The sequence below is a fragment of the Mycobacterium sp. M26 genome (assembly GCF_001494595.1).
GTDB lineage: Bacteria > Actinomycetota > Actinomycetes > Mycobacteriales > Mycobacteriaceae > Mycobacterium.
In genome coordinates this window covers 954,291-977,168 of the sequence record NZ_LN929907.1, presented here as the reverse complement: position 1 = coordinate 977,168, position 22,878 = coordinate 954,291, and the positions used below count along the sequence as shown (strand labels likewise).

Here is a 22,878-nt window from a genome sequence, read left to right as displayed (position 1 = left end):
GCTCAGCCGTCGTACCCCTGCCGCAGCAGGTCGGTGATCTCGCTGACCAGCGGCATGCGCGGGTTGGTGCGATTGCTCAGGTCTTCGAACGCGGTCATCGCCAGCGCGGGCAGCGCCTCGGTGAATTCCGCTTCGCCGACCCCGAATTCGCGTAGCGACCGCGGCATGTGCAGCTCATCGAGAAGCTGGTCCACACCGGCGAACAACCGGGCTCGACTGTCCTCAGGGGTGTGCCCGCCAAAGATCAGTGAGCCGATCTGGGCGTACTTTTCCGGCGCGACGTACGCCGAGTATCCCGGGGCCGGCATGAACTTACTGGGCAGCCCGGCGTTGTAGCGCAGCACGTGCGGCAGGAAGATACCGTTGGCCCGGCCGTGCGGTATGTCGAAGGCCGCACCGGTGGCGTGCGCCAGCGCATGGTTGGTGCCCACAAACGCATTCGAGAATGCCAGCCCGGCCAGGGTCGCCGCATTCGACATCGCAGTGCGGGCCTCGAGGTCGTCGGGGTCGGCGTAGGCGCGCGGCAAGGCGTCGAAGATCAATCGCGCTGCCTGTGCACACAAAGCATCGGTGTACGGCGAGGCGAAGATCGACACTGCCGCCTCCAGCGCGTGGGTCAGAGCATCCACACCGGTGTCGGCGGTGAGCGAGGCCGGCATCGAGGACGTCAGCATCGGGTCGACGATCGCCATCTCCGGGACCAGGCTGTAGTCGACCAGCGTCTGCTTCCTGCCGCCCACGGTCAGCACCGCGGCTGGCGATACTTCCGATCCGGTCCCCGATGTGGTTGGTACGGCGACCAATTGGAGCCGATGGCGGTCGGTCGGATAGTCGGCGACACGCTTGCGCGGATCCAGGAACGGCATCGTGAGCTCGTCGAGCGTCTTCTCCGGATGCTCGTAGAACAACCGCATGGCCTTACCGGCGTCCAGCACCGACCCGCCGCCGACGGCGATCAGGACGTCGGGCTGAACCCGCTCCAGCAGCGCCACCCCGCGCCGGATCGTCGACTCGTCGGGCTCGGGAGTCACCTCGGCGAACACCTGGACGTGGCGGGTACGCAGCTTGCTGCGCAGAATGTCGGTCACGCCGCGCTCGTCGGAGAGCGCATCGGTCACGATAACGGCTGTCTCACAGTCGAGTTCGCGCAGATTGTCCAGCGCTCCGGCGTTGAAGTAGGTGTTGGACGGCACCCGGAACCACTGCGGCGGGGTGCGCCGCTGCGACACGGTCTTGATGTTGAGCAGCTGGCGGTAGTTCACGTTCTCGGTGGTGCTCGACCCGCCCCACGTTCCGCAGCCCAGCGAGAACGTCGGCGTCAGGTTGTTGTACACCCCGCCGAGTGCACCAACGGCCGTCGGCGCATTGACCAGAATCCGGCCGGTGCGCACCGCCATGCTGTAGGCGTCGATCACCGACTGGTCGGTGGCGTAGATGGCCGAGGTATGGCCCAGTCCCCCGTGCTCGGTCACCAGCACGGCGACGTCGATGGCGTGCTGCTCGGAGCGGGCCCGCACCACACCGAGCACCGGCATCAACTTTTCGGCCACCAGCGGGTGGGCGGCCAGCTCGTCGATATCCGAGGGCAGCGGAGCCAGCAGGATCTTCGTCGTAGGCGGCACGCTGAATCCGGCGCGGCTGGCCAACTCCGGCGCCTTCTGCCCGACGGCATCCATGGCCACCTTGTCGCCGCAGCCGAACGCGAAGTCGGCGATCTTGGCCGCCTCGTCGGGGCTCAGCAGGTAGGCGCCCATCTTCTGGAACTCGGCGATCATCGGGTCGTAGATCTGGTCGTCGATGATGCAGGTCTGCTCGGCAGGGCAAATGACCGAGGAATCAAAGGTTTTCGAGATCAGGATGTCGACGACGGCGCCGCGGACGTCGGCGGTGCGGTGGATGTAGATCGGGGCGTTGCCCGGTCCCACACTCAGCGCCGGCTTGCCGGCCTGGTTGGCCAGCGCGACGATGCGCGGCCCGCCCGTCACCCAGATGAAGTCGACTTTCGGATGTTTGAACAGGTAGTGCGTCACCTCGTGGGCGGCGTCGGGGATCACCTGCAGCGCACCGGGTGGCATGCCCGCCGCCTCAGCGGCCTCACGCAGGATCGCCACTGCGCGTTCACAACAGCGCACCGCATAGGGCGAGGGCCGGAACAGCACGGCGTTGCGGGTCTTGGCCGCCACGATCGCCTTGAACAGCACCGTGGAGGTCGGGTTGGTGACCGGGGTGATCGCCAGGACGACACCGATCGGTTCGGCCACGTAGACGATGTTGTGCTCGACGTCCTCGTCGACGACGCCCACCGACTTCTTGTCCCGCAGATAGTCATGCAGGAACTCGGTGGCCACGTAGTTCTTGACGACCTTGTCCTCGAAGACGCCGAACCCGGTCTCCTCGAGAGCCAGGGCGGCCAACTCGCCCGCGGCGCGAACACCGGCACGCACCATCGCTTCGACGATGGCGTCGACCTGCTCCTGGTCGAGTGCGCGGAAATCGCGGGCGGCCTGCGCGGCGGTGTCGACGATCGCGTCGATCTCAGCCGTGCGGATGGAGTCGGTCTGAAGTTGTGTTGCGTTCAGTGTTCCGGTCATGAACATGCCCCTCCCAGATGGGGGGATCGTAAGTTCGCCGCGATCGGGGTAGATAGGGATAAAAGACCTCTATATGCTGAGTTCAGTTGACTAGACCCAGAAGAAGCGAGGATCGATGCCCACCCACCGCGCAGTGCACGTGACGTCCGCCGGCCAACCGCTGGAACTCGTCGACGTCGACACCACCTCCCCCGGCCCCGGCCACGTCCGGATCGCGGTCAACGCGTGCGGCGTCTGCGGCACCGACCACGCCTTCGTCAACGGCGGCTTCCCCAACCTGAGCTGGCCCGTCACCCCCGGCCATGAGATCGCCGGCACCATCGCCGAGCTTGGTGAGGGCGTGGAGGGGTTCGCAGTGGGCGACCGGGTGGCGGTCGGCTGGTTCGGCGGTAACTGCAACCACTGCCTGCCGTGTCGCAAGGGACAGTTCATGCAGTGCGTCAACGGTCAGATCCCCAGCTGGCACTACCCGGGTGGGTACGCCGAGTCGGTGACCACCCCGGCCACCGCGCTGGCCCGGATCCCCGACGGGCTGTCCTTCGCCGAAGCGGCCCCGATGGGCTGCGCGGGGGTGACCACGTATAACGCGCTGCGACGCACCCGTGCGGTGGCCGGAGACCGGGTGGCCGTGCTCGGCATCGGCGGGCTCGGGCACCTCGGGGTGCAGTGGGCGCGGGCGATGGGTTTTGAGACGATCGCGATCGCTCGCGGCTCCGAGAAGTCCGCTGACGCACAGGAACTCGGCGCCCACCACTACATCGATTCGACCGCCGGTGATGTCGCCGAGGCGCTGCAGGCGCTCGGTGGTGCTCAGGTGGTACTGGCCACCGCCGCGAACTCGGCGGCGATGGCCGCGACGGTGGGCGGGTTGGCGCCGCAGGGAGAACTGGTGATCATCGGCGCCTCACCCGGGGAACTGCCGATCTCGCCGGGGGATCTGATCTTCGGCAACCTCAGCGTGGTCGGCCACCCGTCGGGCACGGCGGCCGACATCGAGGACACCATGCATTTCGCGTTGCTGTCCGGGGTGCGGGCCCGCATCGAGGAAGTCGGGTTGGAGCAGGCTGCCGAGGCCTACGAGGCGATGGACACCGGCCGCGCCCGCTACCGCATGGTGCTGACGACCTAGTCCTCGGTCGGCTCGGGCTGCTCCGGGGCGGCGTCGAGCACGCTGACGTCGATGCCGTAGGGCAGGAACCGGACGCTGCGGGTGGGGTCGGTGTTGTGCTTGTTGGCGCGCAGCGCGTCGAGTTCGGTCTTGTAAACCTGCTCGACGTGCGCCTTGCCGTCGGCATCGGAGATGTAGATGGCCCACACTCCGTCGCCGGCCTCGCCCGCGGTCTCCGGCTGCGTCCGGGGCCGGGAGCGGCGGGTGAACTCGTCGAAGATCATGCCGAAGCCGGCGGCTTCGCCCGGGGTGTTCATGAACCTGCTGAATCGCTCGACGACGTCACGCAGGCCCTCACCCGCCTCGCGCATCACGCGATCGATGTCGTCGGGGTCGAACCCGAACGGTCCGTTGTTCTCCATACCTGACAGTGTGCGCGCAGTTTGCTGCGCCGTCGAGAAGCGTTCGTTCGCGAGCAGCGAAACCTCAGCCGAACAGGCGTAACGGCAGGTCAGCCATGGTGACGAAACCAGCCGGGGCAGCGCAGACCGCGGGCACTGCGTTGACCGCCTGCATCGCGGTGGCCACGCTGGCCGAACGGACATGCTCATCGAGTGGCACGTCGCGGCGGAAGCTGGCCAAGGTCATCAGGTGCGCCTGCATCGACGGCGTGCCCTCGATGGTGACCGTCCAGCCGTGCTGCGGGCTGGGCCAATGCTTGGGTTGGGGTTCGCCAACGGTCCAGAGGGTTTCGACCTCGACGACGGGGGTGCCGTCGCGCCGGCCGATCCACTGCCAGTGCTGACCGGCGACGGTGCCGGCAGGCAGGGTGCGTCCGCAGATATCGCGGTCGACGCTGGCGGGGATCACTTCGAGTTCGGTGACGACCTCGTCGACACCGAGGCCGAGTGCGTCCCCGAGTAGCCAAACCTGTTGCTGGAAAAGCTCACTGGTGAACTTCGGGCCCGCAGTCTCGGTGGTGACCTCGTCGAGGGGGCTGCCGAAGCGCATCTGATCGAAGGTGATCTCCACGCTGTCGTACACCGACCAGTCAGCGCGCTCCTGGATCTTGATGTGCTCGATGCGCCGCGACATACCCGACAGCGCGATGGGGATGATCGCGCCGAGGTTGCCGGGGTTCAGGCCGGTGCCGTGCAGTGAGCTGTTGCCCGCGGTGCACGCCCGCTGCAGGCGGTCGCGGTCGGCGGGCGCCATCCGGGCAGGGTGAAAAGCGAACGCCGTGGTGATCAGGTTGGCGCCCGAGGCCAGGATCGCGGCGGCCTCGTCGACGGTGGGGTGGCGCGGCGCGTAGAGCACCGCGTCGACCCCGGTGGTGTCGACATCCTTGACGGCAGCGATGCCGAGGGGGTTGATGCCCGCCAGCTCACCGGCATCGCGTCCGACCTTGTCGTCGGTGTAGACCTTCACGCCGACCAGTTCCAGGTCGGGGTGATCGAGGATGCCGCGGATCGCCTCCACCCCCACCGCTCCGGTGCCCCATTGCACCACGCGGTACGTCATCGGCTAGACGACCGTCAGAGGAAGCGAACGGCGTTCCTCGAACTCGAACGTCGCACCGCCGCTGAACTTGGTGACCTCGACCTCCGGTGCCACTTTGGCTGCGGTGTCGGACTTTTCGAACTCGGCAGTCCAGTCGTCGGCGGTGCCGGTGATGCGCACTGCGATATGCGGGTCGATGGCTGTCGCGATGGCTTGCAGCGGCTCAACGGATGCCGGGGAGCACAACGCGATCCACGCGCCGTCCTGGTGCGCCGGAGACGGATGCACGTGCAGCCGTCCGCCTTCGACTTCGGCGACGACGTAGCCGGCCGGGTTGAGCAGCGGGTGCAGCTCGAGCACCTTGGACAGGCCGTCAAAGTCGTTGGGCAGCTTGAGGGCCCGCTGAATACGCTCGGAGGCCACACCGGCGATACCGATGAGCTGCTTGGTGCAGATCTGGGTGGCCAGATCGGCGTTGTCCCCGGCGCGGGCGCGCACCGCGATGCCGAACGACAGGTTCAGCAGGTGCATCTGCAGCACCACCTCGTCGGCGATGCGGACCAGTGCCGAATGGGAGAACGCGGTGAAGTCGATGTCAGACAGCAGCGGCCCGGAGTAGTCGGCCTGACCTTCGTCGTTCGGGTCGATGGGACCGAGTTCCCATGTGGCAGCTTTACTTTGGGCCACGATGTCGAGTGCGGGGATGCTGACGGCATCCGGATAGGACTCGTCGATGATGACGGTCCATGCGCAGTGCGGGTGCCGATCGGCCGGGGTGCGCGGCGGACGGTGGATCGGGCGGACCTGAGCCTTGGGGTTGGTGGCGACCGCGGTGGCGTCGAAGGTGGGGTCTTCGATGTCGTGGCACATGCCTTTGACGTAGTCGGGCCCCATCGGCTCGACGTCGAGCAGCGCGCCGCAGTGGTCCAGGTGAAACTCGCCGTTCCAACGGTCGTGGACGGTGTAGCGGAAGTCCATGAATTGCGGCGGGGCGCCGATGTCGAGTTGCAGGCCCTTGAAGATGGTGATGATGTCGATGCCCTCGTACTTCAGCGCCTTCTGCATGCGCTTGGTGTAGAGCGGACTCGAGCCTGCCCATTCCTCGATCGCGATCTGCAGCATCTCGGGGCGGCCGAAGGACTGGATGCACCACGCCATTCCGGACCGGTCGATGAGCTGGCCGATCAGCAGGAGTTCGGGGACCAGAACGGCCAGTTCGGCGCGGGTCAGCTGGGCATAGCGGCTGTGCGATTCGCTCACACGCGAAACATAATCGGCTCAATGTTATAAAGTCAACAATGTGAAAGCACTCGGGACGCCTCCTACGCGGCAGACCCTTGCGCCGCGCAAGCGAGGGGACGACACCCGCGCGCTGATCATCGACGAAACCGTGCGCTGCGTGGTCGAAGAGGGCTTTCAGGCTGCCACCGCCAAGCACGTCGCCGAGCGGGCCGGGGTCACCTGGGGTGTCATTCAGTACCACTTCGGCGACCGCAACGGCCTGCTGATGGCGGTGGTCGACGAGGGTGTGGCCCGGCTGGTCGAGGAACTCTCGGCCGCCGAGGTCGGCGATCTCGACCTGCGGGAGCGCATCGAGCTCGTCGTCGACACCGCCTTCCGCTGCTACAGCAGCCCCACATCGCTGGCAGCGTTCGAGATCCTGCGGGCCATGCGGGGCAGCCACGGCCAGAGCGCACGGCGGCATCTGCTGGAGATCAACGATGCGGTCAATCAGCTCGGCCGGCTCATCTGTGACGACCAGGGCGTGGCCGAGGTGATCTGGTCGGCGCTGCGCGGGATGGTGCTGGTGGAGATGATCGTCAACTCGCATCTGGAGTGGGAGCGCGAGCGTCGGCTGCTCGTGGAGATGGTGACCCGCTACCTTCAGGACCGCTGAGCCGCTTCAGCGAATCTCATTACCGGCTCCGGGGAGCGGGGTGTCGGCCGTCACAGGGGGTTGGACAGTCCCGCTGGTCATCGCCGTGATGTCACCAAAGTCACACGGCCAAAGTTGATTTACACGGAATTAACAAGGACCATCGAGCCGTTCCCCTAGCTGGCGATCCCGGTTAGGCGAACGCCAGCAGCAAACAACGCTCCTGCGGACCCAGGGGCACAAAGAGGAGTTGAGAAGAATGTCGTCGCTCGCGCGTTTTCGCAGTGACATGAAGCGGGCCATCAACCGTCGGCGTCTGCACGCACGTATCAATGCGATGCCCCCGTCAACGGTTCGCGATGAACTCGTTGCCATCGCTCAGCGGTACGAGAACACTCACCGCTGACCCAATTCGTGATCCGAAGCCGGCGAATCCCCCCAGGGGTCGCCGGCTTCGTCCGTTGAGACATCTCTATCGGTCGAGCGCTTCGTTGTGCTGCAATGACCGGCATGGCTGATGCGGAAGCGATCGAGGCAATCAAGCAGGTTAAGTACCGCTACATGCGGGCGCTGGACACCAAGCACTGGGACGATTTCGCCGACACCCTGACCGAGGACATCATCGGGGACTATGGCTCGTCGTTGGGCGAGGAGCACCACTTCACCAACCGCACCGAACTGGTGGAGTTCATGCGTAAGTCGATGCCCGCGGGCGTGCTGACCGAGCACCGGGTGACCCACCCGGAGATCACCGTCGACGGTGACGAGGCCGAGGCCATCTGGTACCTGCAGGACCGGGTCATCGTGCCGGAGTACAACTTCATGCTGATGGGGGCCGGGTTCTACCGGGACCGCTACCGCAAGACGGCCGACGGCTGGAAGATCAGCAAGACCGGATACGACCGCACCTACGAGGTGACGCAGTCGACGGAGAACATGAACTTCAAAGCGACGCCGGGTAAGGCTGTCGCGACTACTTAGCGACGGCGATCAGGGCGCCGGGCTGTAGCCAGCGGATGATCTTGACCAACGTGTCGTCGTCCAGGGACACGCAGCCCGCCGTCGGTCCGCCGTCGGTGGTGTGGACAAAGAACGCGCCACCGTTGCCGGGGATGCGGGCCTTGTTCACGCCCATGACGATGGCGTGCGCGTACTGCGGGATGTAGAGGTTCTCGGTGCCGCTGCTGGGGTTGGTGTTGAACGGGCAGTCGGCCTTCTTGCAGATCTGCATGGTGTTGTAGGTGGGGCTCTTCATGTCGCCGTCCCACCAATAGTCCGGGGTCACCTGCACGTACTGCAGGCCGCCGCCCGGGTTGGGCTGGGTGCCGAAGGCGAAGTCGAGGGTGAAGATGCCCATCGGCGTCTTCATTTCGCCGTCGTGGGATTGCGGGGTCATGCCGTTGGCGCCGACGTGCGCGGGGATGCCGGTGCCGACGGGCTCCCAGCCGGCGGCGCCGCGCTGCCAGACGTCGATCTTGGCGGTGGCACCGCCGGTGCTGACGACGGAGAGCACCTGGGTGGCGTTACCGACGTTGGCCTGGAACCACGGCGCTTCGGCGTGGCTCGGCGGTGCCGAGGTGAGGGCGAGGACCGCCGCGCTGAAGACAGCCGTCATCGAAAGCAGAACCCGCCGCATCGCTTCATGGTCCCTGTGCGGTTTCTGTGGGGTCAAGTCAAGGTTGGGCCACGGTTGGGTCTCGCGGTCTTGAACTGGCCGCTTATCTGGGGTTGGCGCCGGGGTCGGCCGTCCGCTCGCCTCTGTGTGGGTGGTGGAAGATCAAAAACGCGGTATCACCGGTGATACCGCGTTTTGGAGAACCTTTGTGAGGCCGACCCTGAGCCGCGAGCGGCTATCGCACTCGACGGGGCGAAGCGTAGCTGCCAGATTCCGAGTATCGGCGGCGGCGGATAGCTTGAACTGGCAATACGTCTAACTTGTACCCCGTTCGCGCCGACGAGTGAATAGCGCTCTGGCAAACACAAGGGATACGATCGCGAACATGTCGCAAGCACCGTACGGACCCGGGCCCGCCGCACCTGCACCCTGGCCGCCGCAGGGACCACCGCCCGGGCCCGGTGCAGCGTCCAGGATCCCGACGATCGTCGCAATCGTGCTCGCGGTTATCGCCATCGCGGTGGGAATCGGCGCCTGGTTCAAGCCAGCTCCCAAGCCTGAGGCTCCGGCCGCCAAGACATACAGCGAGCAGGAAGTTGCAGACGCAAAGAAGGCAGCATGTGATGCGTTCACCAATGCGCACGACATGTTGGTTAGCAACAGTAAGCGCGGAGGCACAAACCCAACCGAGGTCCTTATTGCCGGAGTAAACACCCGGCTGGCCGTCTTGACTGCAGGCAGCTACATCGATGCGGCACTAAATCAAAACCCTGCTTTGGCAAGCGATCTCGCTGAGAAGCTCCGACAACTGTCGAGCACATACATGACGATTGCTGTCGACCAACTGGGGGAGACGAGTCAAGAGAAGCTCGACGAGATCTACCAAGATGCAGAGACGAATGCGAAGGCGATCTCGGAGGCCTGCACTTGATTGATATACCCGAAGGCAGCTGGTCACAGCTTCTTGTTGGCCATCAATGGCCGAGTGGCGCAGCAGTATCTGTCACCAATTTGGCAGCATCCACCAGGGCGTCGATCAGCCAAGGCTACGAAGCTTACGGTTCAGCGTTGGACAGCGTTCGCAACAGTGTCCTGTCAGACCAAGAGGGTGTGACGGCAGACCGTACGAAAGAGATATTCGACCGCGGCGTGCATCTTTCACGAGAGATTGCAGAGAAGAACGCAAGTAAGTCGGTCTCGTATGAAGCGGCATGCAAGTCAGTCACATGCCTTCGCTCAGATCTCGAGGACATCGCAAGGTCAGGAAACAAAGAGATTCAGCGAATCCTGGCATCTTCAGAAACCTTCCCGGAGAAGGTGTCCGAAATCGTGAAGGTTGTAGTTGACGCACAAACTCAAGCGAACGCGAAGGCAGCAGCACACAGCGGCAACGTAGCCGGTGAGATTCAGAAGGTCCTCGACAGGGAACAACCTGGAGTATCCGCATACAAATTCGCAGATCTCAACGGAGTTGATCTGCAACGGGCATTCGGATCACCGAGTGAAGATTCGATTCGCCAACAGGTGACATCAATGCTGGACAGTTCATCAAAGGGATCCGCAGTTCCCGACAAAGCAACGGACCTGTTCAGTAACGGACAACCGAAGCCCGTATCCACCCCCAACAGCAGCCCGCAAACGCTGTTTACCCCGGGACAACCAGATGCAGCGACGATTGCGCCCTCGCCTGCAACGAGTCCACCCGACGGGCAAGGCATCTTTGCAGCCGGGCAAAGCCGAGTTCCAATGTCTCCTCCTCAGGCGGCACCTCCGGCCACAAGCCCGGGGGCTTCAACCGCAGGTACTGCAGGCCTGCCTCTAGTACCTCCCAACGCGGTTAGTACGCCTACAGGTGTGCAGATCGCCCAACCCCCACCCCACCGGCCGCGCCCGGCTCCGCTCCCGTCAGCCCCAACAGCGCCAGCTCACTGGCCCAGCCCGCCGTCGTCCGTCAACAACCGGCCCCGCTTGCCGCACCCTCGCCGGCCGGGCTCACCGAAAACGCCGTCGCTGCAACCGCAACCGGCGCCATGGCCGGGGCCAGCGCCGCCCAGACCCAAGCCCAGCAGCGCCTGCACCGACTCCTCGACGCCGTCGCCCGTCAGGAACCCAAACTGCGCTGGGCCATCGGCGACCGCGACGACGGCAGCACCACCCTGGCCACCGACCTCGCCAGCGGCTGGATCCCCCCGCACATCGAGATCCCCACCGGCCTGCGCCTGCCCACACCCGCGCACCGGCGCGCCAACCTCGCCGCCCTACTCGGCGAGACCACGCTCACCGCCGCCTACACCCCCGGCCAGTTCATCCCCAAAGCCGAAGATCCCGAACCAGTCTCGATGTCTATCCGCGCCCGCCAGACCCCCGACGTCGAGGACCTCGGCTGGGAACTGGCTCAGGCCACCAAGTGGCGTGACGGCCTCCCCCGACTGGCCCACACCCTGGCTAAAGCCGCCTCGACTGGCACCGGCTACCTGGACTCCGAAGTCGACCTGCTGCACGAACACCTCACCACCGTCGCCCAGCAGGTTCTGGGTGACTACCCCGACAACGTCGACCCCGCTAAGGTCGGCAACTGGCAGTTGCTGGCCACCATCGACGCCCTCATCAAGGGCGAAAAGACCAGCGCGAACTACCACTTCGCCTGGTTCCAGGCGTTGAACATGGCCGTCCGAGGGGAGGAACGCCGATGAGCGAAGGCCAGCTCGCCGCGAGCGCGGGCCACTACCTGCAAGCCAACGGCATGAACGTGCCACCGCCGCCGATCGCCTCCGATCCGCTGGTCACCGGCGCCACCCCGATCGAGCAGCTGCTCCGCGTCCTGGGCCTGGCCGCCAACCTCGGCGACCCAAAGGACAACGCCGACAGCATCGAAGAGCACGCCAAGCGTGACGCCAAGACCGCCGAGGCGGCTGCCAAGTTCCCCGCCCAGGACGAAGCCGCCTCGGCGGAGATGAAAGGCGTTGCCGCCCAAGGTGATGCCTCGCAGATGGCCCAGCAGCTGCCGCAGATGGCCTCCGGCATCGCCGGCGCGCTCGCCGGGGCCATGGGCGGCGCCCTGCAACCGCTGGCCCAGATCCCCCAGCAGATCGCACAGGGCGCTCAACAGGCCATGCAGGCCGGGATGGGCATGATGCAGCAGGCCGGCGGTTCGGCCGCCGAGCTGGACAAGGCCAGCCTGTCCGAGCTTCCGCTTGATGAATACGGCGCGGACGCCGGCGAATTCGGCTCCGGCGGTGGTGGTTCCGCTGGCGGCGGAGGCGGTGGCATCGGCGGCACGTCGCCTACCGCCATGCTCGGCCCACCACCCGTTCCCTCCGCAGGCACATCGCCGTCCTCGGCGCCGGTCATGGCAACCCGACCGCCGGCCCCACCTGCCGCCACATCAACACCGGTCGGCGGAATGTCCGGGATGCCGATGGTTCCGCCCGGCGCCATGCACGGTGGTGCCGGCGCCGACAAGGACGACAAGGCGGCCACCAAACGAGTTTCGGCGCCGTCCATCAAGAACGGCGCCCCCGTGCAGGGTCGCATCACCACGCCCCCGCCCGCGCCGCCTCAGGTCGTCAAGAAGGTCGACGGCAAGCCGGTGGCCACCAAGCGGATCGTCGTCCCCAACAGCACCCCGGCCGACGAGCCGCCCAGCGACAACCCGGCGAAGTAGTTACACCCAGAACTCGTTCATCGGCTGGGCGTAGGTGTCGTTGTTGTTCAAGGGGTTCAACCCCAAAGACAACTCGATGGTGCGCATCAGGCTGTAGTGGTTGTAGTAGTCGGTGGCGATGAACGCCCCGCCCTTCATCCCGTCCGGGTTCGACGGGCTGGCCAGCGCTCCTGGCGACGGAATCACCACCATCACAACGTGATTGCCGTCATTGCCGATCCCCCACGAGATGTTGTTGTAGTCCTCGTCGAAGGTGAGGAACACCGCACTCTTGGTGTTCGGGTCATTCCACAAATCCGAGCTGAACACCGTGGAGAGCTGCTCCTGCATGAACTGATCACCCGCCGCGACGTTGTACTGATGCGTGGTGAGTTGGCTTGCCGCCCATTGCAGAATCGCCGGCAGCGAGCTGATCGGACCTTCCATGTTGGTGGCCTCATCACCGGCGAGCCAGTTGAACGCAGCCACCCCGGAGTAGTTGCCGTTGAGATCGGTTTGCAGCGCTGAGATGTCGCGGATCTTCGCAGCCGTCGTCGGGTCGTTGTAGATGTCGGTGAACGCCAGGAACGGGGTGCGGTCGTTGGGATCGCTGTACCCGCCACCGCCGTCCTGGTAGGCCGCCCAGGATAGTCCGTCCTGACTGACCAGGTTGGGCTCCAGGAAGCACTTCGCGGCGCAGTTGTAGTTCAGCCCGAAGTCCGAACCGCCCAGGATGGGCCAGTAGTTCGGCATGCTCGGATGGGTCAGCGCGTAATAGTTCTGCGCATACCCGTAGGCATTGACCAGGCTGTTGATGTAGGGCGCGTTCGGGCTTCCGATGATGTCGTTGACCGAATGGTTCTCCATGTACACCAGGAAGATGTGGTCGAGCTGCCCGACGTTGGAGGTGGGTACCGCCAGCGTCCCGGGCGAGACGTCCGTGGACTCGACGCTGAACGACACGTTGTCGGCGTAGGCGTTGTTGTAGTTGCCCAGAATCGGGTTGAGGTCCTTGAACGTCACCACCACCTGCGCGCTGCGGGTACCCACCGGGATGTAGCCAGTCGTGTCACGTTCGGTGAGTCCGGTCTGGAACCAGCGATCCAGGGCCGTCACGGGTCCGACGTCGGCACTGCCGAGGTAGGCCTTGTTGGCGTCGAGGAAGTTGACCTTCACCGACGCCCGCGACGGATCGATCAGATAGCCACCCAGTTGGGCACTCAACACGAACGCCAGCCCGGCGGCGTTGGGGTCGGCGACATGGTCGATGGCCGTGGCGGCCCCGCTGAGGTCGACCACCTGGGTCAGCGACGAGTCGGCCACGTTCCCGCCGCCGAAGAACTGGTTACCGCCCCCGGTCGGGGCGGTCTGCGGGAAGCTCAGGAACGCAGGAAGCGTCGGCCCCTCGGTCCCGAAAAGGCCCGGCAGCCGCCGCAACGTGCCGTACTGGATCACCGTCGGTGTCCCCGTCACCGACCAGCCTGGCACGGTCACCGAGCTGTATCCGGACAGCGACGGATCACCCGCCTCGGCTCCCGAGTTGATCAGCAGGTTGCCGCTACTGAGCACGGGCGCCGGCGTCGTGACCACAGCCGCCTGCGGGACGGCAGCGAGCGACGTGCGCGCACTGTGCCCGACATCGCGTCGCACCACCTCCGCGACAGCCGCGGCCAGGGCCTGAGCCGGCGTCGCAGGATCCTGCGGGCTGGGGCTAGCACCGCCGGCCACATACGCCTTGGTGATGCTCTGATGCGACGAGGCACTGGCGGACTTGTGCGTCGCCGACCCGCCGCTGCGTCCCGAACTTCCGTGCGTGCTCGACGCGCCGGTGTCGGCACTACTCGTCGCCGAGGTTGCGGTGGCGATCGCCAACCCGACGCCGAGAGCGACCGCCAAACCTCCGACCCGACCGATATACCTGGCACAACTCATGGCACGTCCCTTCGCCGCCCGACCTTCCCCTGCGATTGGACACCCCGAACCTTGGAGCTGAGGCGAAATTGACAACCGTGTCGATCTGCGTCCCGGCTACGTTGGATTGATGAGGTCGCGAAGCGTGCTTGAAGGTCAGGGCATCCGTCAGATCACCAGCGGGCTGGGCACCCTCGACCGGGAGGTGTTCGAGGCCGTCGCCGAATCACCCAGCGTGCTGCTGGACAAGGCCATGCCGATCCTGACCCGGGCAGCCGATCACTCCAAGCTGTGGCTGGGTATCGCCGCGGGGCTGGCCGCGACGGGGTCACCCTCGGTACGCCGCGGTGCCAGCCGGGGAGTGGCCACCCTGGCGGTCACCAGCCTGGTGACCAACCAGGTGGCCAAGCGGGTGTGGAAGCGGGCCCGCCCGAACAAGACCCTGGTACCTCTGGTGCGCCGGGCCCGGCGCATGCCGACGTCGAACTCGCTGCCGTCCGGGCATTCGGCCAGCGCGGCGGCGTTCGCGGTCGGCGTCGGGCTGGAAAGCCCGCCGGTGGGCCTGGGCCTGGCCCTGCTGGCCGGACTGGTCGGCCTGTCCCGGGTGGCCACCGGCGCCCACTATCCCGGCGACGTGTTCGCCGGCTTCGGCATCGGGGCGGCCATCGCTGTCCTCGGCGGACGGCTGGTGCCGCCCATCGTGCCCGCCAAACTGCCGTCCACCGAACCGCTGGTGGTCGACACCCCGCAGCGTCCCGAGGGCGACGGGGTGGTGCTGGTGGTCAACCCCGCCTCCGGGAGCGGCACCGGCGCGCGAGTGATCGACGAGGTCCGTCAGAAGCTGCCGAAGGCCGAGATCGTCGAACTCGGCAAGGATGACGCCCCCGAGGAGGTGCTGCGCCAGGCCGCCCAGCGCGCCGAGGTGCTCGCCGTCGGCGGGGGCGACGGCACCGTGTCGTGTGCGGCGACGGTCGCCGTCGATCAGGGACTCCCGCTCGCGGTGTTCCCGGCCGGGACCTTCAACCACTTCGCCAAGGACATCGGCTGCGACACCGTGGAGCGCACCGTCTCGGCGATCCGCACCGGCAGCGTGTCGTGCGTGGACCTGGTGTGCCTCAACGAGGACCAGACGGTGATCAACACCGCCAGCATCGGGGCCTACCCGCGGTTCGTGCGCACTCGCGAGAAGCTCGAGCACAAGATCGGCAAACCGCTGGCCGGGCTGTACGCGATGCTGCACACCCTGCGCAGCGAGACACCGGTGCGCATCCGCTACGACAACAAGACCCTGGAGACCTCACTGTTCTTCCTCGGCAACTCGGTCTACCTGCCGTCAGGATTCGCCCCGGCCCGCCGCACCCGGATGGACGACGGGCTCATCGACGTGCGCATCCTGGAAACCGGCCGCCGGTTGAGCAAGCTCCGCATCTTGAGCGCACTTGCGGTGGGCCGGCTGGAACGCAGCCCGCTCTACCACGAGATGCAGGTGCCCGAGTTCACCTTCGAGGCCGTCGACGGCCCCACCCCGGTGGCTCGCGACGGCGAGGTGGGCAGCACCTACGACAAGGCCAGCTTCACCGCACGGTATCGAGCTCTGCCGGTGTTTCGGCCGCTGACGTGAGCGGCCGCGGCGGCATCAACCGCATACACAGCAGGTAGTACAGGAAGCCCAGCGCCCACCCGGCGACCACGTCGGAGGGGTGGTGGACGTTGAGCACCACCCGTCCGACCCCGATCAGGATGATCAACGCCGCCCCGATCACGGCCAACGGGATGCGCAGGCGGGACATCAACGGCCACAGCACGGTCAGGATGGCGAGCACACCTACGATCACGCCGAGCGCATGTCCGGATGGGAACGATGATGACGCCGCCTCAGCCAGGGCCGTGCTCGGCCGCGGGCGGCCGGCGATCCGTTTGGCCACCTCGGTGACCAAGCCCATCAGGCCCACGCTGAGCACCAGAAACAGCGCGGTCTGCATATTGCGCCGCAGCACAGCGATCACGATCAACACCAGCGCGATCAAGCGAAAAGCGTTGGGCCCCAACGCGGTACAGAAGGCATCCCAGAACGACACCCAGCCCGGGCGGGTCACCCCGAAGTCGTAGAACAACCGCAGCGCCGCGGTGTCGGCGGCGTCCAGCCATGCCCAGTTCTGGACGTAGCCGATCCACATCGCGGCGTAGAGGGTAGCCGCGACGATCGCCGCCGCGGCGATCCAGCGTTCTTTCGACGTCATCCCCGCGAGGGTAATGCCAGAGTGGAAAACCCAGCTGGAGATCGCCTGAGCGTTACGCTCGGCGGTCGGGGGGAACCCCGAGCCGGATCGATTGGAGGCAGAACGCGTGAGCCAGGCGCAACCAGACAACGTGCTGATCGTCCATTGGCATGACCTGGGCCGCTGTCTGGGCGCCTACGGCTACGACGGGGTATCGAGCCCACGGCTGGACCAGCTGGCCGCCGAGGGCATCCTGTTCACCCGGGCGCACGCCACCGCGCCACTGTGCTCACCGTCGCGCGGGTCGCTGTTCACCGGCCGCTACCCGCACAGCAACGGTCTGGTCGGGCTGGCCCACCATGGCTTCGAGTACCGCCCGGGCGTTCGGACCCTTCCGCAGATCCTGCACGAACACGGTTGGTACTCGGCCCTATTCGGGATGCAGCACGAGACGTCGTTTCCGGCCCGGCTGGGCTTCGACGAATTCGACGTCTCCAACTCCTACTGCGAGTACGTGGTGCAGCGGGCCCAGGAGTGGCTGGTCGACAGCGCTCCCATCGAGGAAGGCATCCCGTTCCTGCTGACCGCGGGCTTCTTCGAAACCCACCGGCCCTATCCGCGCGACCGCTACGAGCCGGCCGACACCACCGACGTCGACGTGCCCGACTCGCTGCCCGACACCCCGGATGTGCGCGGTGACCTGGCCGAGTTCTACGGATCGATCGCGGTGGCGGACGCCGCCGTCGGGCGCCTGCTCGACACCCTGGCCGAAACGGGTCTGGACCAGAGCACCTGGGTGGTGTTCATGACCGACCACGGCCCGGCCTTCCCGCGGGCGAAGTCCACCCTGTACGACGCCGGAACGGGTATCGCGCTGATCGTCCGCCCGCCGCTGCGCCTCGGCCGCGCGGCGCAGGTCTACGACCATCTGTTCAGCGGGGTGGACCTGCTGCCGACACTGCTCGAACTCGTCGGCATCACCCCGGGTGACGACATCGAAGGTCTCTCGCACGCATCGAAACTGGTTGCAGCCGAGGATGATCCGCAGGAAGTCCGCGATCACGTCTTTACCGAGAAGACCTACCACGACTCCTTCGATCCGATCCGCGCCATCCGCACCAAGGAATACAGCTACATCGAGAACTATGCCCAGCGTCCGCTGCTGGACCTGCCGCTCGACATCGAGGAAAGCGCATCGGGCCAGGCGGTCGAACCGTTCATCCACTCACCGCGGCCGGCCCGCGAACTCTACGACCTGACCGCCGACCCGACCGAAACCACCAACCTGCTGGTCGGGGAGGTCAGCGACGACGCCGAGAAGATCGCCGACGAGCTGGCGACCCGGCTCAACGACTGGCGGCACCAGACCGCTGACGTGATCCCCTCGGAGTTCGCCGGAACCCGCATCGCCGCCCGCTACACCGAGACCTACTTCCAGATTCACGGCATCACCCTGACCAGCCGCTCAGCCACCGCGGTCGAACGCGGGATCGACGACGAAGTTGGCTTCGCACAATAATTTTCGTCATAACGAGTTTAATCTGGCCCCGACGCGCGGTCGCATGAATGCGGTTAGGCTCTGCTCATGCCCGAGCCCGCGTCCGCGTACTTGGTGCTCGCCTCCCAGCGCAGCGGCAGCACATTGTTGGTCGAGTCACTGCGTGCCACCGGGGTGGCCGGTGAACCCGCCGAGTTCTTCCAGTACCTGCCGACCACCAGCATGTCGCCGCAGCCTCGGGAATGGTTCGCCGACGTCGAGGATGAATCGATCCTGCGACTGCTCGATCCACTGATCGAGGGCAAGCCGGACCTCGCGCCCGCAGAAATCTGGCGGAGCTACGTTCGCACCGTCGGCCGCACCCCCAATGGCATCTGGGGCGGCAAGCTGATGTGGAACCAAACCCCCCTGCTGCTCAGCCGCGCCAAGGATCTGCCCGACCGGTCCGGGTCGGGTCTGCTGTCGGCGATCCGCGATGTCGTCGGCAGCGATCCGGTGCTGATCCACGTCTACCGGCCCGATGTCATTTCGCAAGCGGTGTCGTTCTGGCGGGCGGTTCAGACCCGGGTATGGCGCGGCCGCCCCGATCCCGTGCGCGACGCCAGGGCCGAATACCACGCCGGAGCTATCGCCCATGTGGTCACGATGTTGCGCGCCCAGGAGGAAGGGTGGCGGCAGTGGTTCGCCGAGGAGGACGTGCACCCGATGGACGTGCCCTATCCGGTGTTGTGGCGCAACCTGACTCAGGTCGTCGCGCAGGTCCTCGAAGCACTCGGCCAGGACCCCCGGTTGGCGCCGGCACCCGTTCTGGAGCGCCAGGCCGACCAGCGCTCCGATGAATGGGTGGACCGCTACCGCAACGACGCGGAAGAGCTGGGCCTGCCGACCTGAGCAGCTAGCCCACAGCAACTTCCCAGCCCGGTACGGCACCGTATTGCCGTGACCCTGCGCTGGCCCCGCTTTGCGCTGCTCGGCCTGCTGACCGCCACCGCCGCGCTGTACCTGTGCAACCTGTCGATCAACGGCTATGGCAATACCTTCTACGCTGCCGCAGCACAGTCGGGCGCCAAGAACTGGAAAGCCTGGTTCTTCGGCTCGCTGGACCCCAACAACTTCATCACCGTCGACAAGCCACCGGCGTCGTTGTGGATCACCGGCCTCTCGGTGCGGCTGTTCGGCATGAACAGTTGGGCCGTGCTGGTGCCGCAGGCGCTGATGGGGGTGGCTGCGGTGGCCGTGCTGTACGCCACCGCGCAGCGCACCGTCGACGACCCGGCACGTGGCGCGATCTCGGGTCTGATCGCGGGAGCCGTCCTGGCCGTCACGCCCGCCGCGACATTGATGTTCCGGTACAACAACCCCGACGCACTCATGGTGCTGCTGATCACCGTGGCGGCCTATTTCTTCATCCGCGCCGTGCGCAGCGCCGACTGGCGCTGGCTGGCCCTCGTCGGGATCGCACTGGGCTTTGCCTTCCTGACCAAGATGCTGGCCGCACTGATGGTGCTGCCTGCCTTTGCGCTCGGCTACCTGTTGTTCGCGCCGGCGACGCGGGGCCGTCGTGTCCTCGATGTCCTCATTTGCCTTGGTGCTCTTGTCGTTTCGAGCGGCTGGTGGGTCGCGGCGGTCCAGCTGTGGCCGGCGGCGTCGCGTCCCTACGTCGGCGGGTCCACCGACGACAACGTGCTCAACCTCGCATTGGGCTACAACGGGGTCGACCGCATTGTCGGCGGTGGGGAGCGGCCCCATCCGCCCGACGGGCATCCCAGCGGCTGGGGTACCCATGCAGGTCCGGTCCGGCTGTTCTCCGCGGAGATGGGCTACGAGATCTCCTGGCTGCTGCCGGCTGTCGTCGTCGCCATCGCCGTCGGGATCTATCTGGCGATCCGGGGGCGTCTCACCGGCGTCGAGAAAGCCGCGCTGACGATGTGGACCAGCTGGTTCGTCGTCAACGCCGCGGTGTTCAGTTACATGACCGGCATGGTGCACCCGTATTACACCGTGGCGTTGGCTCCGGCGGTCGGTTCGTTGATCGGGCTGGCCGCCGTCTGGAGCAGACCGGCAGGCGCCGTGATGGGCCTGTCGGCTGCGGCATGGAGTGTGGTTCTGCTGCACCGCGCCCAACTCGGTCCGGTGTGGAGCCATTGGGTCATCGGGCTCGCCGCCGTGGCCGGCCTGGTGACGTTGGTTGCCGCGCTGTGGAAATGGCCCCGGCTGACTCCGGTGGCCGCGGCGGTGGCTCTGCTTGCGGGCCTGGGCGGGTCGACGATGTTCTCGGTGGCCACCGCCGCCACCCCGCACAGCGGGTCGATCCCCAACGCCGCCCACACCGCCACCGTGTGGCCCACCGTCGGGCAACGTTTCGAGCAGACCGCGACCATCGGTGCCGGCTCGGCACACGTCGATCCCCGGCTGGCCGATCTGCTGCGCTCGACCACCACCATCTGGTCGGCCGCGACGCCCGGCTCACAGGCCGCTGCCTCGCTGGAGATCGCCACCGGTACCGCGGTGATGGCGATCGGCGGGTGGAGCAGCGACCCCGTCCCCACGCTCGACGAATTCGTCGCCGCGGTGCACGCCGGGAAGATCGGCTACTACGTCGACAGCGGGAGGCTGCGCGGTCACGACCCCAACGGCACCGATATCGCGCGCTGGGTGGTGAAGAACTACCGCCCTGTGAAAGTCGGCGGGACGACGGTGTTCCGCCTGTCCTGACGCCGGCGGGCGGCTAGCATCCGAACCGGGGCTGACACCTGTCAAGAGTCAGCCGGAAAGGCTCCGCGACGATGACGTCGAATGTCGACTTGCCCATTCCCGTGCCGGTGCCGGACGTCCCCGGCGCTGATGCCGGACGCGCCGGCCTGCCCGCCCGATCTGATCTCACCCTGCTGCAGCGCACCGTGGTCGACACCTCGGCCATCGCCGACCTCGCGCTGCGTACCGCGATCTCGTCGCTGATCGGGGCCACCCTGCTGCCCTCGGTGGCCACCGGCCTGATGCGTCGCTCGCAGGTCACCCGCGAACGCGACAGCCTGGCGTTCTACGCCGAACTGGCCAGCCATCAGGACCCGGCGCTGTCGTTCCCTGCGCCCACCACCACCCCGACGGTCCGCAGCCGACCGGCCAATCCGGTCGCCGAGTACATCGCGCACGGAAATGTGCACACCATCTCGTTCCCGAGCAGCTTCCAGCCTGTCAACCCCGAGATGCGTCCACAGTGGAAACAGTTGGAGCGCAACAACACTGTGTGGGCCCAGCACTGGCGCCACGGTGACGGGCCCCGGCCCACACTGTGCGTGATCCACGGCTTCATGGGTTCGGCCTACCTGTTCAACGGGCTGTTCTTCTCACTGCCCTGGTTCTACCGCACCGGCTACGATGTGCTGCTCTACACCATGCCGTTCCATGGCCGCCGCGCCGAAAAGGGTTCGCCCTTCAGTGGTTACGGCATCTTCGCGCAAGGCATGGCCGGATTCGCCGAGACCATGGCCCAGGCGGTCCACGATTTCCGGTCGGTGCTGGACTGGTTACAGGAAACCGGGGTGGACCGCATCGCGCTGACCGGGATGTCGTTGGGCGGCTACACCTCTGCGCTGATCGCCTCGGTCGACGACCGGCTGGAGGCGGTGATCCCGAATGTCCCGGTGGTCACCCCGGAGTCGGCGTTCGACCAGTGGTGGCCGACCAGCAAGCTGGTCTCGTTGAGCCGCAACCTCGGTGGCATGAGCCGGGACGACTCGGTGGCGTCCTCGGCCTATCACTGCCCGCTGAACTACCGGCCGCTGGTGCCCAAGGATCGTCGGCTGATCATCACCGGTCTCGGTGACCGGCTGGCTCCGCCCGAACAGGCTGAAGCGCTGTGGGAGCACTGGGACCGCTGCGCGCTGCATTGGTTCCCCGGCAACCACATCCTGCACGTCAGCCAGCCGGAGTATCTGCGGCGCACCAACCGATTCCTACGCCCACTGATGTGGGACGAGCCCGACGTTCGGCTCAGTTCTTGACGGCGCGAACCAGCGAGACGCTGGACAGCATGTACTCGGCGTCGGCATCGCGGTTGACGACGGTGCGCCCCACCGAGGCCAGGTAGTCGGTCAGCACGGTCTCCTCGGACGACCAGCCGCGCTCGGAAAACCACTGTGCGGCAGGGGCATGCTGCTCGTTGTAGATCATCTGATACCACTGACCGCGGCTGTCGTCGACGGTCTTGGCTTCTGCCAGCTTGGCCTCGAACTCCGCGGAATCCATCGGCCTGCCCTCTTCGACCGCGACGTGGCTGTGGGCGCTGGCCAGCGAGTCGATCCCGGTGAACAGCTGCTCCTGCGCACTGGCCTGCAGGTAGATCAGCAGCCCCTCAGCGATCCAGGCCGACGGCTTGGCCGGGTCGAAACCGCTGTCGCGCAACGCCTGCGGCCAGTCGTCACGCAGATCGACCGCGACCTCGCGGCGCTCGGCCCTGGGCACGGCACCACTGGCGGCCAGTGTCTCGCGCTTGAACTCCAGCACCCGGGGCTGGTCGAGTTCGAACACCGTGGTTCCCGGCGCCCAGTCGAGGCGGTAGGCACGCGAATCCAGGCCCGCGGCCAGCAGGACGACCTGCTGCACACCGGCGGCGGCGACGTCCCGGAAGTAGGCGTCGAAGAAGCGGGTCCGCCCGGCCTGGAAGGCGACGAACGGGATACCGAACTCCGCGGTCTTCAGCGGATGGTCGGCAGCGTTACCGTCCAGCAGGTCCGCCCACGGACCGCCGACCGCGCGGCAGAACACCTCGGCGTACTCGTCGACCGCCAGCGGGTCGGGTTTCTGGGCCTCGAGCGCCCGCGCGGCGGCGACGAACAAAGCCGTCGATCCGACGCTGGTGGTGATGTCCCAGGAGTCCTTGTCGCTACGCACCTTGGCGAGGGTACGCGCGCAATC

At 66.5% G+C, this 22,878-nt stretch carries 19 protein-coding genes; 11 read left to right on the top strand and 8 right to left on the bottom strand.

Annotated elements, in window-relative coordinates; translation table 11 throughout:
• Positions 1 to 2 precede the first annotated feature (2 nt).
• Positions 3 to 2,591 (bottom strand): bifunctional acetaldehyde-CoA/alcohol dehydrogenase, encoded by a 2,589-nt coding sequence (gene adhE, locus BN3385_RS04580; RefSeq protein WP_502688038.1) that lies wholly within the window; start codon positions 2,589 to 2,591, stop codon positions 3 to 5.
• Positions 2,592 to 2,706: 115 nt separating this feature from the next.
• Here adhE and BN3385_RS04575 point away from each other — a divergent pair, with 115 nt between their 5' ends.
• Positions 2,707 to 3,720: an alcohol dehydrogenase catalytic domain-containing protein gene (locus tag BN3385_RS04575; RefSeq protein WP_059015435.1), complete on the top strand. Its 1,014-nt coding sequence runs from the start codon at positions 2,707 to 2,709 to the stop codon at positions 3,718 to 3,720.
• Here BN3385_RS04575 and BN3385_RS04570 read toward each other — a convergent pair.
• The 3 genes from BN3385_RS04570 to BN3385_RS04560 form a co-directional block, all read right to left on the bottom strand.
• Positions 3,717 to 4,121, bottom strand: a complete 405-nt coding sequence (locus BN3385_RS04570; RefSeq protein WP_059015434.1) for an Rv0313 family protein — start codon at positions 4,119 to 4,121, stop codon at positions 3,717 to 3,719. The genes BN3385_RS04575 and BN3385_RS04570 overlap by 4 nt on opposite strands.
• Before the next feature lie 64 nt (positions 4,122 to 4,185).
• The gene (locus tag BN3385_RS04565) at positions 4,186 to 5,220 is read right to left on the bottom strand and encodes an NAD(P)H-dependent amine dehydrogenase family protein (RefSeq protein WP_059015433.1); all 1,035 of its coding nucleotides are present in this window, start codon (positions 5,218 to 5,220) and stop codon (positions 4,186 to 4,188) included.
• A 3-nt stretch (positions 5,221 to 5,223) separates the two neighbouring features.
• Positions 5,224 to 6,459: a hypothetical protein gene (locus BN3385_RS04560; RefSeq protein ID WP_059015432.1), complete on the bottom strand. Its 1,236-nt coding sequence runs from the start codon at positions 6,457 to 6,459 to the stop codon at positions 5,224 to 5,226.
• A gap of 40 nt (positions 6,460 to 6,499) precedes the next feature.
• Between BN3385_RS04560 and BN3385_RS04555 the strand changes: the two genes are divergently transcribed.
• Positions 6,500 to 7,096, top strand: a complete 597-nt coding sequence (locus tag BN3385_RS04555) for a TetR/AcrR family transcriptional regulator (RefSeq protein WP_059015431.1) — start codon at positions 6,500 to 6,502, stop codon at positions 7,094 to 7,096.
• A gap of 480 nt (positions 7,097 to 7,576) precedes the next feature.
• Positions 7,577 to 8,056, top strand: a complete 480-nt coding sequence (locus tag BN3385_RS04550; protein ID WP_059015430.1) for a nuclear transport factor 2 family protein — start codon at positions 7,577 to 7,579, stop codon at positions 8,054 to 8,056.
• Here the strand turns inward: BN3385_RS04550 and BN3385_RS04545 are convergent.
• The gene (locus BN3385_RS04545; protein WP_059015429.1) at positions 8,049 to 8,711 is read right to left on the bottom strand and encodes a L,D-transpeptidase family protein; all 663 of its coding nucleotides are present in this window, start codon (positions 8,709 to 8,711) and stop codon (positions 8,049 to 8,051) included. The genes BN3385_RS04550 and BN3385_RS04545 overlap by 8 nt on opposite strands.
• A 475-nt stretch (positions 8,712 to 9,186) precedes the next feature.
• Here BN3385_RS04545 and BN3385_RS04540 point away from each other — a divergent pair, with 475 nt between their 5' ends.
• The 3 genes from BN3385_RS04540 (at position 9,187) to BN3385_RS04530 (ending at position 12,354) form a co-directional block, all read left to right on the top strand.
• On the top strand, positions 9,187 to 9,621 hold the full coding sequence (locus BN3385_RS04540) for a hypothetical protein (RefSeq protein ID WP_059015428.1): 435 nt from the start codon (positions 9,187 to 9,189) through the stop codon (positions 9,619 to 9,621).
• Positions 9,622 to 10,720: 1,099 nt separating this feature from the next.
• Positions 10,721 to 11,383, top strand: a complete 663-nt coding sequence (locus tag BN3385_RS27995; RefSeq protein ID WP_059015427.1) for a DUF5631 domain-containing protein — start codon at positions 10,721 to 10,723, stop codon at positions 11,381 to 11,383.
• Positions 11,380 to 12,354: a hypothetical protein gene (locus tag BN3385_RS04530; RefSeq protein ID WP_059015426.1), complete on the top strand. Its 975-nt coding sequence runs from the start codon at positions 11,380 to 11,382 to the stop codon at positions 12,352 to 12,354. The genes BN3385_RS27995 and BN3385_RS04530 overlap by 4 nt, the downstream gene beginning before the upstream one ends.
• Here the strand turns inward: BN3385_RS04530 and BN3385_RS04525 are convergent, their stop codons facing one another.
• The gene (locus tag BN3385_RS04525) at positions 12,355 to 14,229 is read right to left on the bottom strand and encodes an alkaline phosphatase family protein (protein ID WP_059015425.1); all 1,875 of its coding nucleotides are present in this window, start codon (positions 14,227 to 14,229) and stop codon (positions 12,355 to 12,357) included.
• 145 nt (positions 14,230 to 14,374) lie between these two features.
• On the opposite strand from BN3385_RS04525, the gene BN3385_RS04520 reads away from it, so the two are divergent.
• Entirely contained in the window at positions 14,375 to 15,865 is a 1,491-nt protein-coding gene (locus tag BN3385_RS04520; protein WP_059015424.1) for a bifunctional phosphatase PAP2/diacylglycerol kinase family protein, read from the top strand.
• Here the strand turns inward: BN3385_RS04520 and BN3385_RS04515 are convergent.
• Positions 15,819 to 16,484, bottom strand: coding sequence for a phosphatase PAP2 family protein (locus BN3385_RS04515; protein WP_059015423.1), 666 nt, complete (start codon positions 16,482 to 16,484; stop codon positions 15,819 to 15,821). The genes BN3385_RS04520 and BN3385_RS04515 overlap by 47 nt on opposite strands.
• A 106-nt stretch (positions 16,485 to 16,590) precedes the next feature.
• Here BN3385_RS04515 and BN3385_RS04510 point away from each other — a divergent pair, with 106 nt between their 5' ends.
• The 4 genes from BN3385_RS04510 (at position 16,591) to BN3385_RS04495 (ending at position 21,965) form a co-directional block, all read left to right on the top strand.
• Positions 16,591 to 17,982 (top strand): sulfatase family protein, encoded by a 1,392-nt coding sequence (locus tag BN3385_RS04510; protein ID WP_502688037.1) that lies wholly within the window; start codon positions 16,591 to 16,593, stop codon positions 17,980 to 17,982.
• A gap of 66 nt (positions 17,983 to 18,048) precedes the next feature.
• The gene (stf0, locus tag BN3385_RS04505) at positions 18,049 to 18,852 is read left to right on the top strand and encodes a trehalose 2-sulfotransferase (protein ID WP_059015421.1); all 804 of its coding nucleotides are present in this window, start codon (positions 18,049 to 18,051) and stop codon (positions 18,850 to 18,852) included.
• A 48-nt stretch (positions 18,853 to 18,900) separates the two neighbouring features.
• Positions 18,901 to 20,676 carry an ArnT family glycosyltransferase gene (locus BN3385_RS04500; protein ID WP_231748626.1) on the top strand — a complete coding sequence of 592 codons (1,776 nt, stop codon included), beginning with the start codon at positions 18,901 to 18,903 and terminating at the stop codon, positions 20,674 to 20,676.
• Positions 20,677 to 20,747: 71 nt separating this feature from the next.
• Positions 20,748 to 21,965 (top strand): alpha/beta hydrolase family protein, encoded by a 1,218-nt coding sequence (locus BN3385_RS04495; protein ID WP_059015419.1) that lies wholly within the window; start codon positions 20,748 to 20,750, stop codon positions 21,963 to 21,965.
• On the opposite strand, the gene BN3385_RS04490 is transcribed toward BN3385_RS04495, so the two are convergent.
• Entirely contained in the window at positions 21,955 to 22,854 is a 900-nt protein-coding gene (locus tag BN3385_RS04490) for a class I SAM-dependent methyltransferase (RefSeq protein WP_059015418.1), read from the bottom strand. The genes BN3385_RS04495 and BN3385_RS04490 overlap by 11 nt on opposite strands.
• Positions 22,855 to 22,878: the final 24 nt, after the last annotated feature.

Coding starts and splice junctions, on each gene's coding strand:
- adhE (WP_502688038.1), bottom strand. CDS start 2,591: ATGACCGGAACACTGAACGCAACACAACTTCAGACCGACTCCATCCGC.
- BN3385_RS04575 (WP_059015435.1), top strand. CDS start 2,707: ATGCCCACCCACCGCGCAGTGCACGTGACGTCCGCCGGCCAACCGCTG.
- BN3385_RS04570 (WP_059015434.1), bottom strand. CDS start 4,121: ATGGAGAACAACGGACCGTTCGGGTTCGACCCCGACGACATCGATCGC.
- BN3385_RS04565 (WP_059015433.1), bottom strand. CDS start 5,220: ATGACGTACCGCGTGGTGCAATGGGGCACCGGAGCGGTGGGGGTGGAG.
- BN3385_RS04550 (WP_059015430.1), top strand. CDS start 7,577: ATGACCGGCATGGCTGATGCGGAAGCGATCGAGGCAATCAAGCAGGTT.
- BN3385_RS04545 (WP_059015429.1), bottom strand. CDS start 8,711: ATGCGGCGGGTTCTGCTTTCGATGACGGCTGTCTTCAGCGCGGCGGTC.
- BN3385_RS27995 (WP_059015427.1), top strand. CDS start 10,721: ATGGCCGGGGCCAGCGCCGCCCAGACCCAAGCCCAGCAGCGCCTGCAC.
- BN3385_RS04530 (WP_059015426.1), top strand. CDS start 11,380: ATGAGCGAAGGCCAGCTCGCCGCGAGCGCGGGCCACTACCTGCAAGCC.
- BN3385_RS04520 (WP_059015424.1), top strand. CDS start 14,375: ATGAGGTCGCGAAGCGTGCTTGAAGGTCAGGGCATCCGTCAGATCACC.
- BN3385_RS04515 (WP_059015423.1), bottom strand. CDS start 16,484: ATGACGTCGAAAGAACGCTGGATCGCCGCGGCGGCGATCGTCGCGGCT.
- stf0 (WP_059015421.1), top strand. CDS start 18,049: ATGCCCGAGCCCGCGTCCGCGTACTTGGTGCTCGCCTCCCAGCGCAGC.
- BN3385_RS04495 (WP_059015419.1), top strand. CDS start 20,748: ATGACGTCGAATGTCGACTTGCCCATTCCCGTGCCGGTGCCGGACGTC.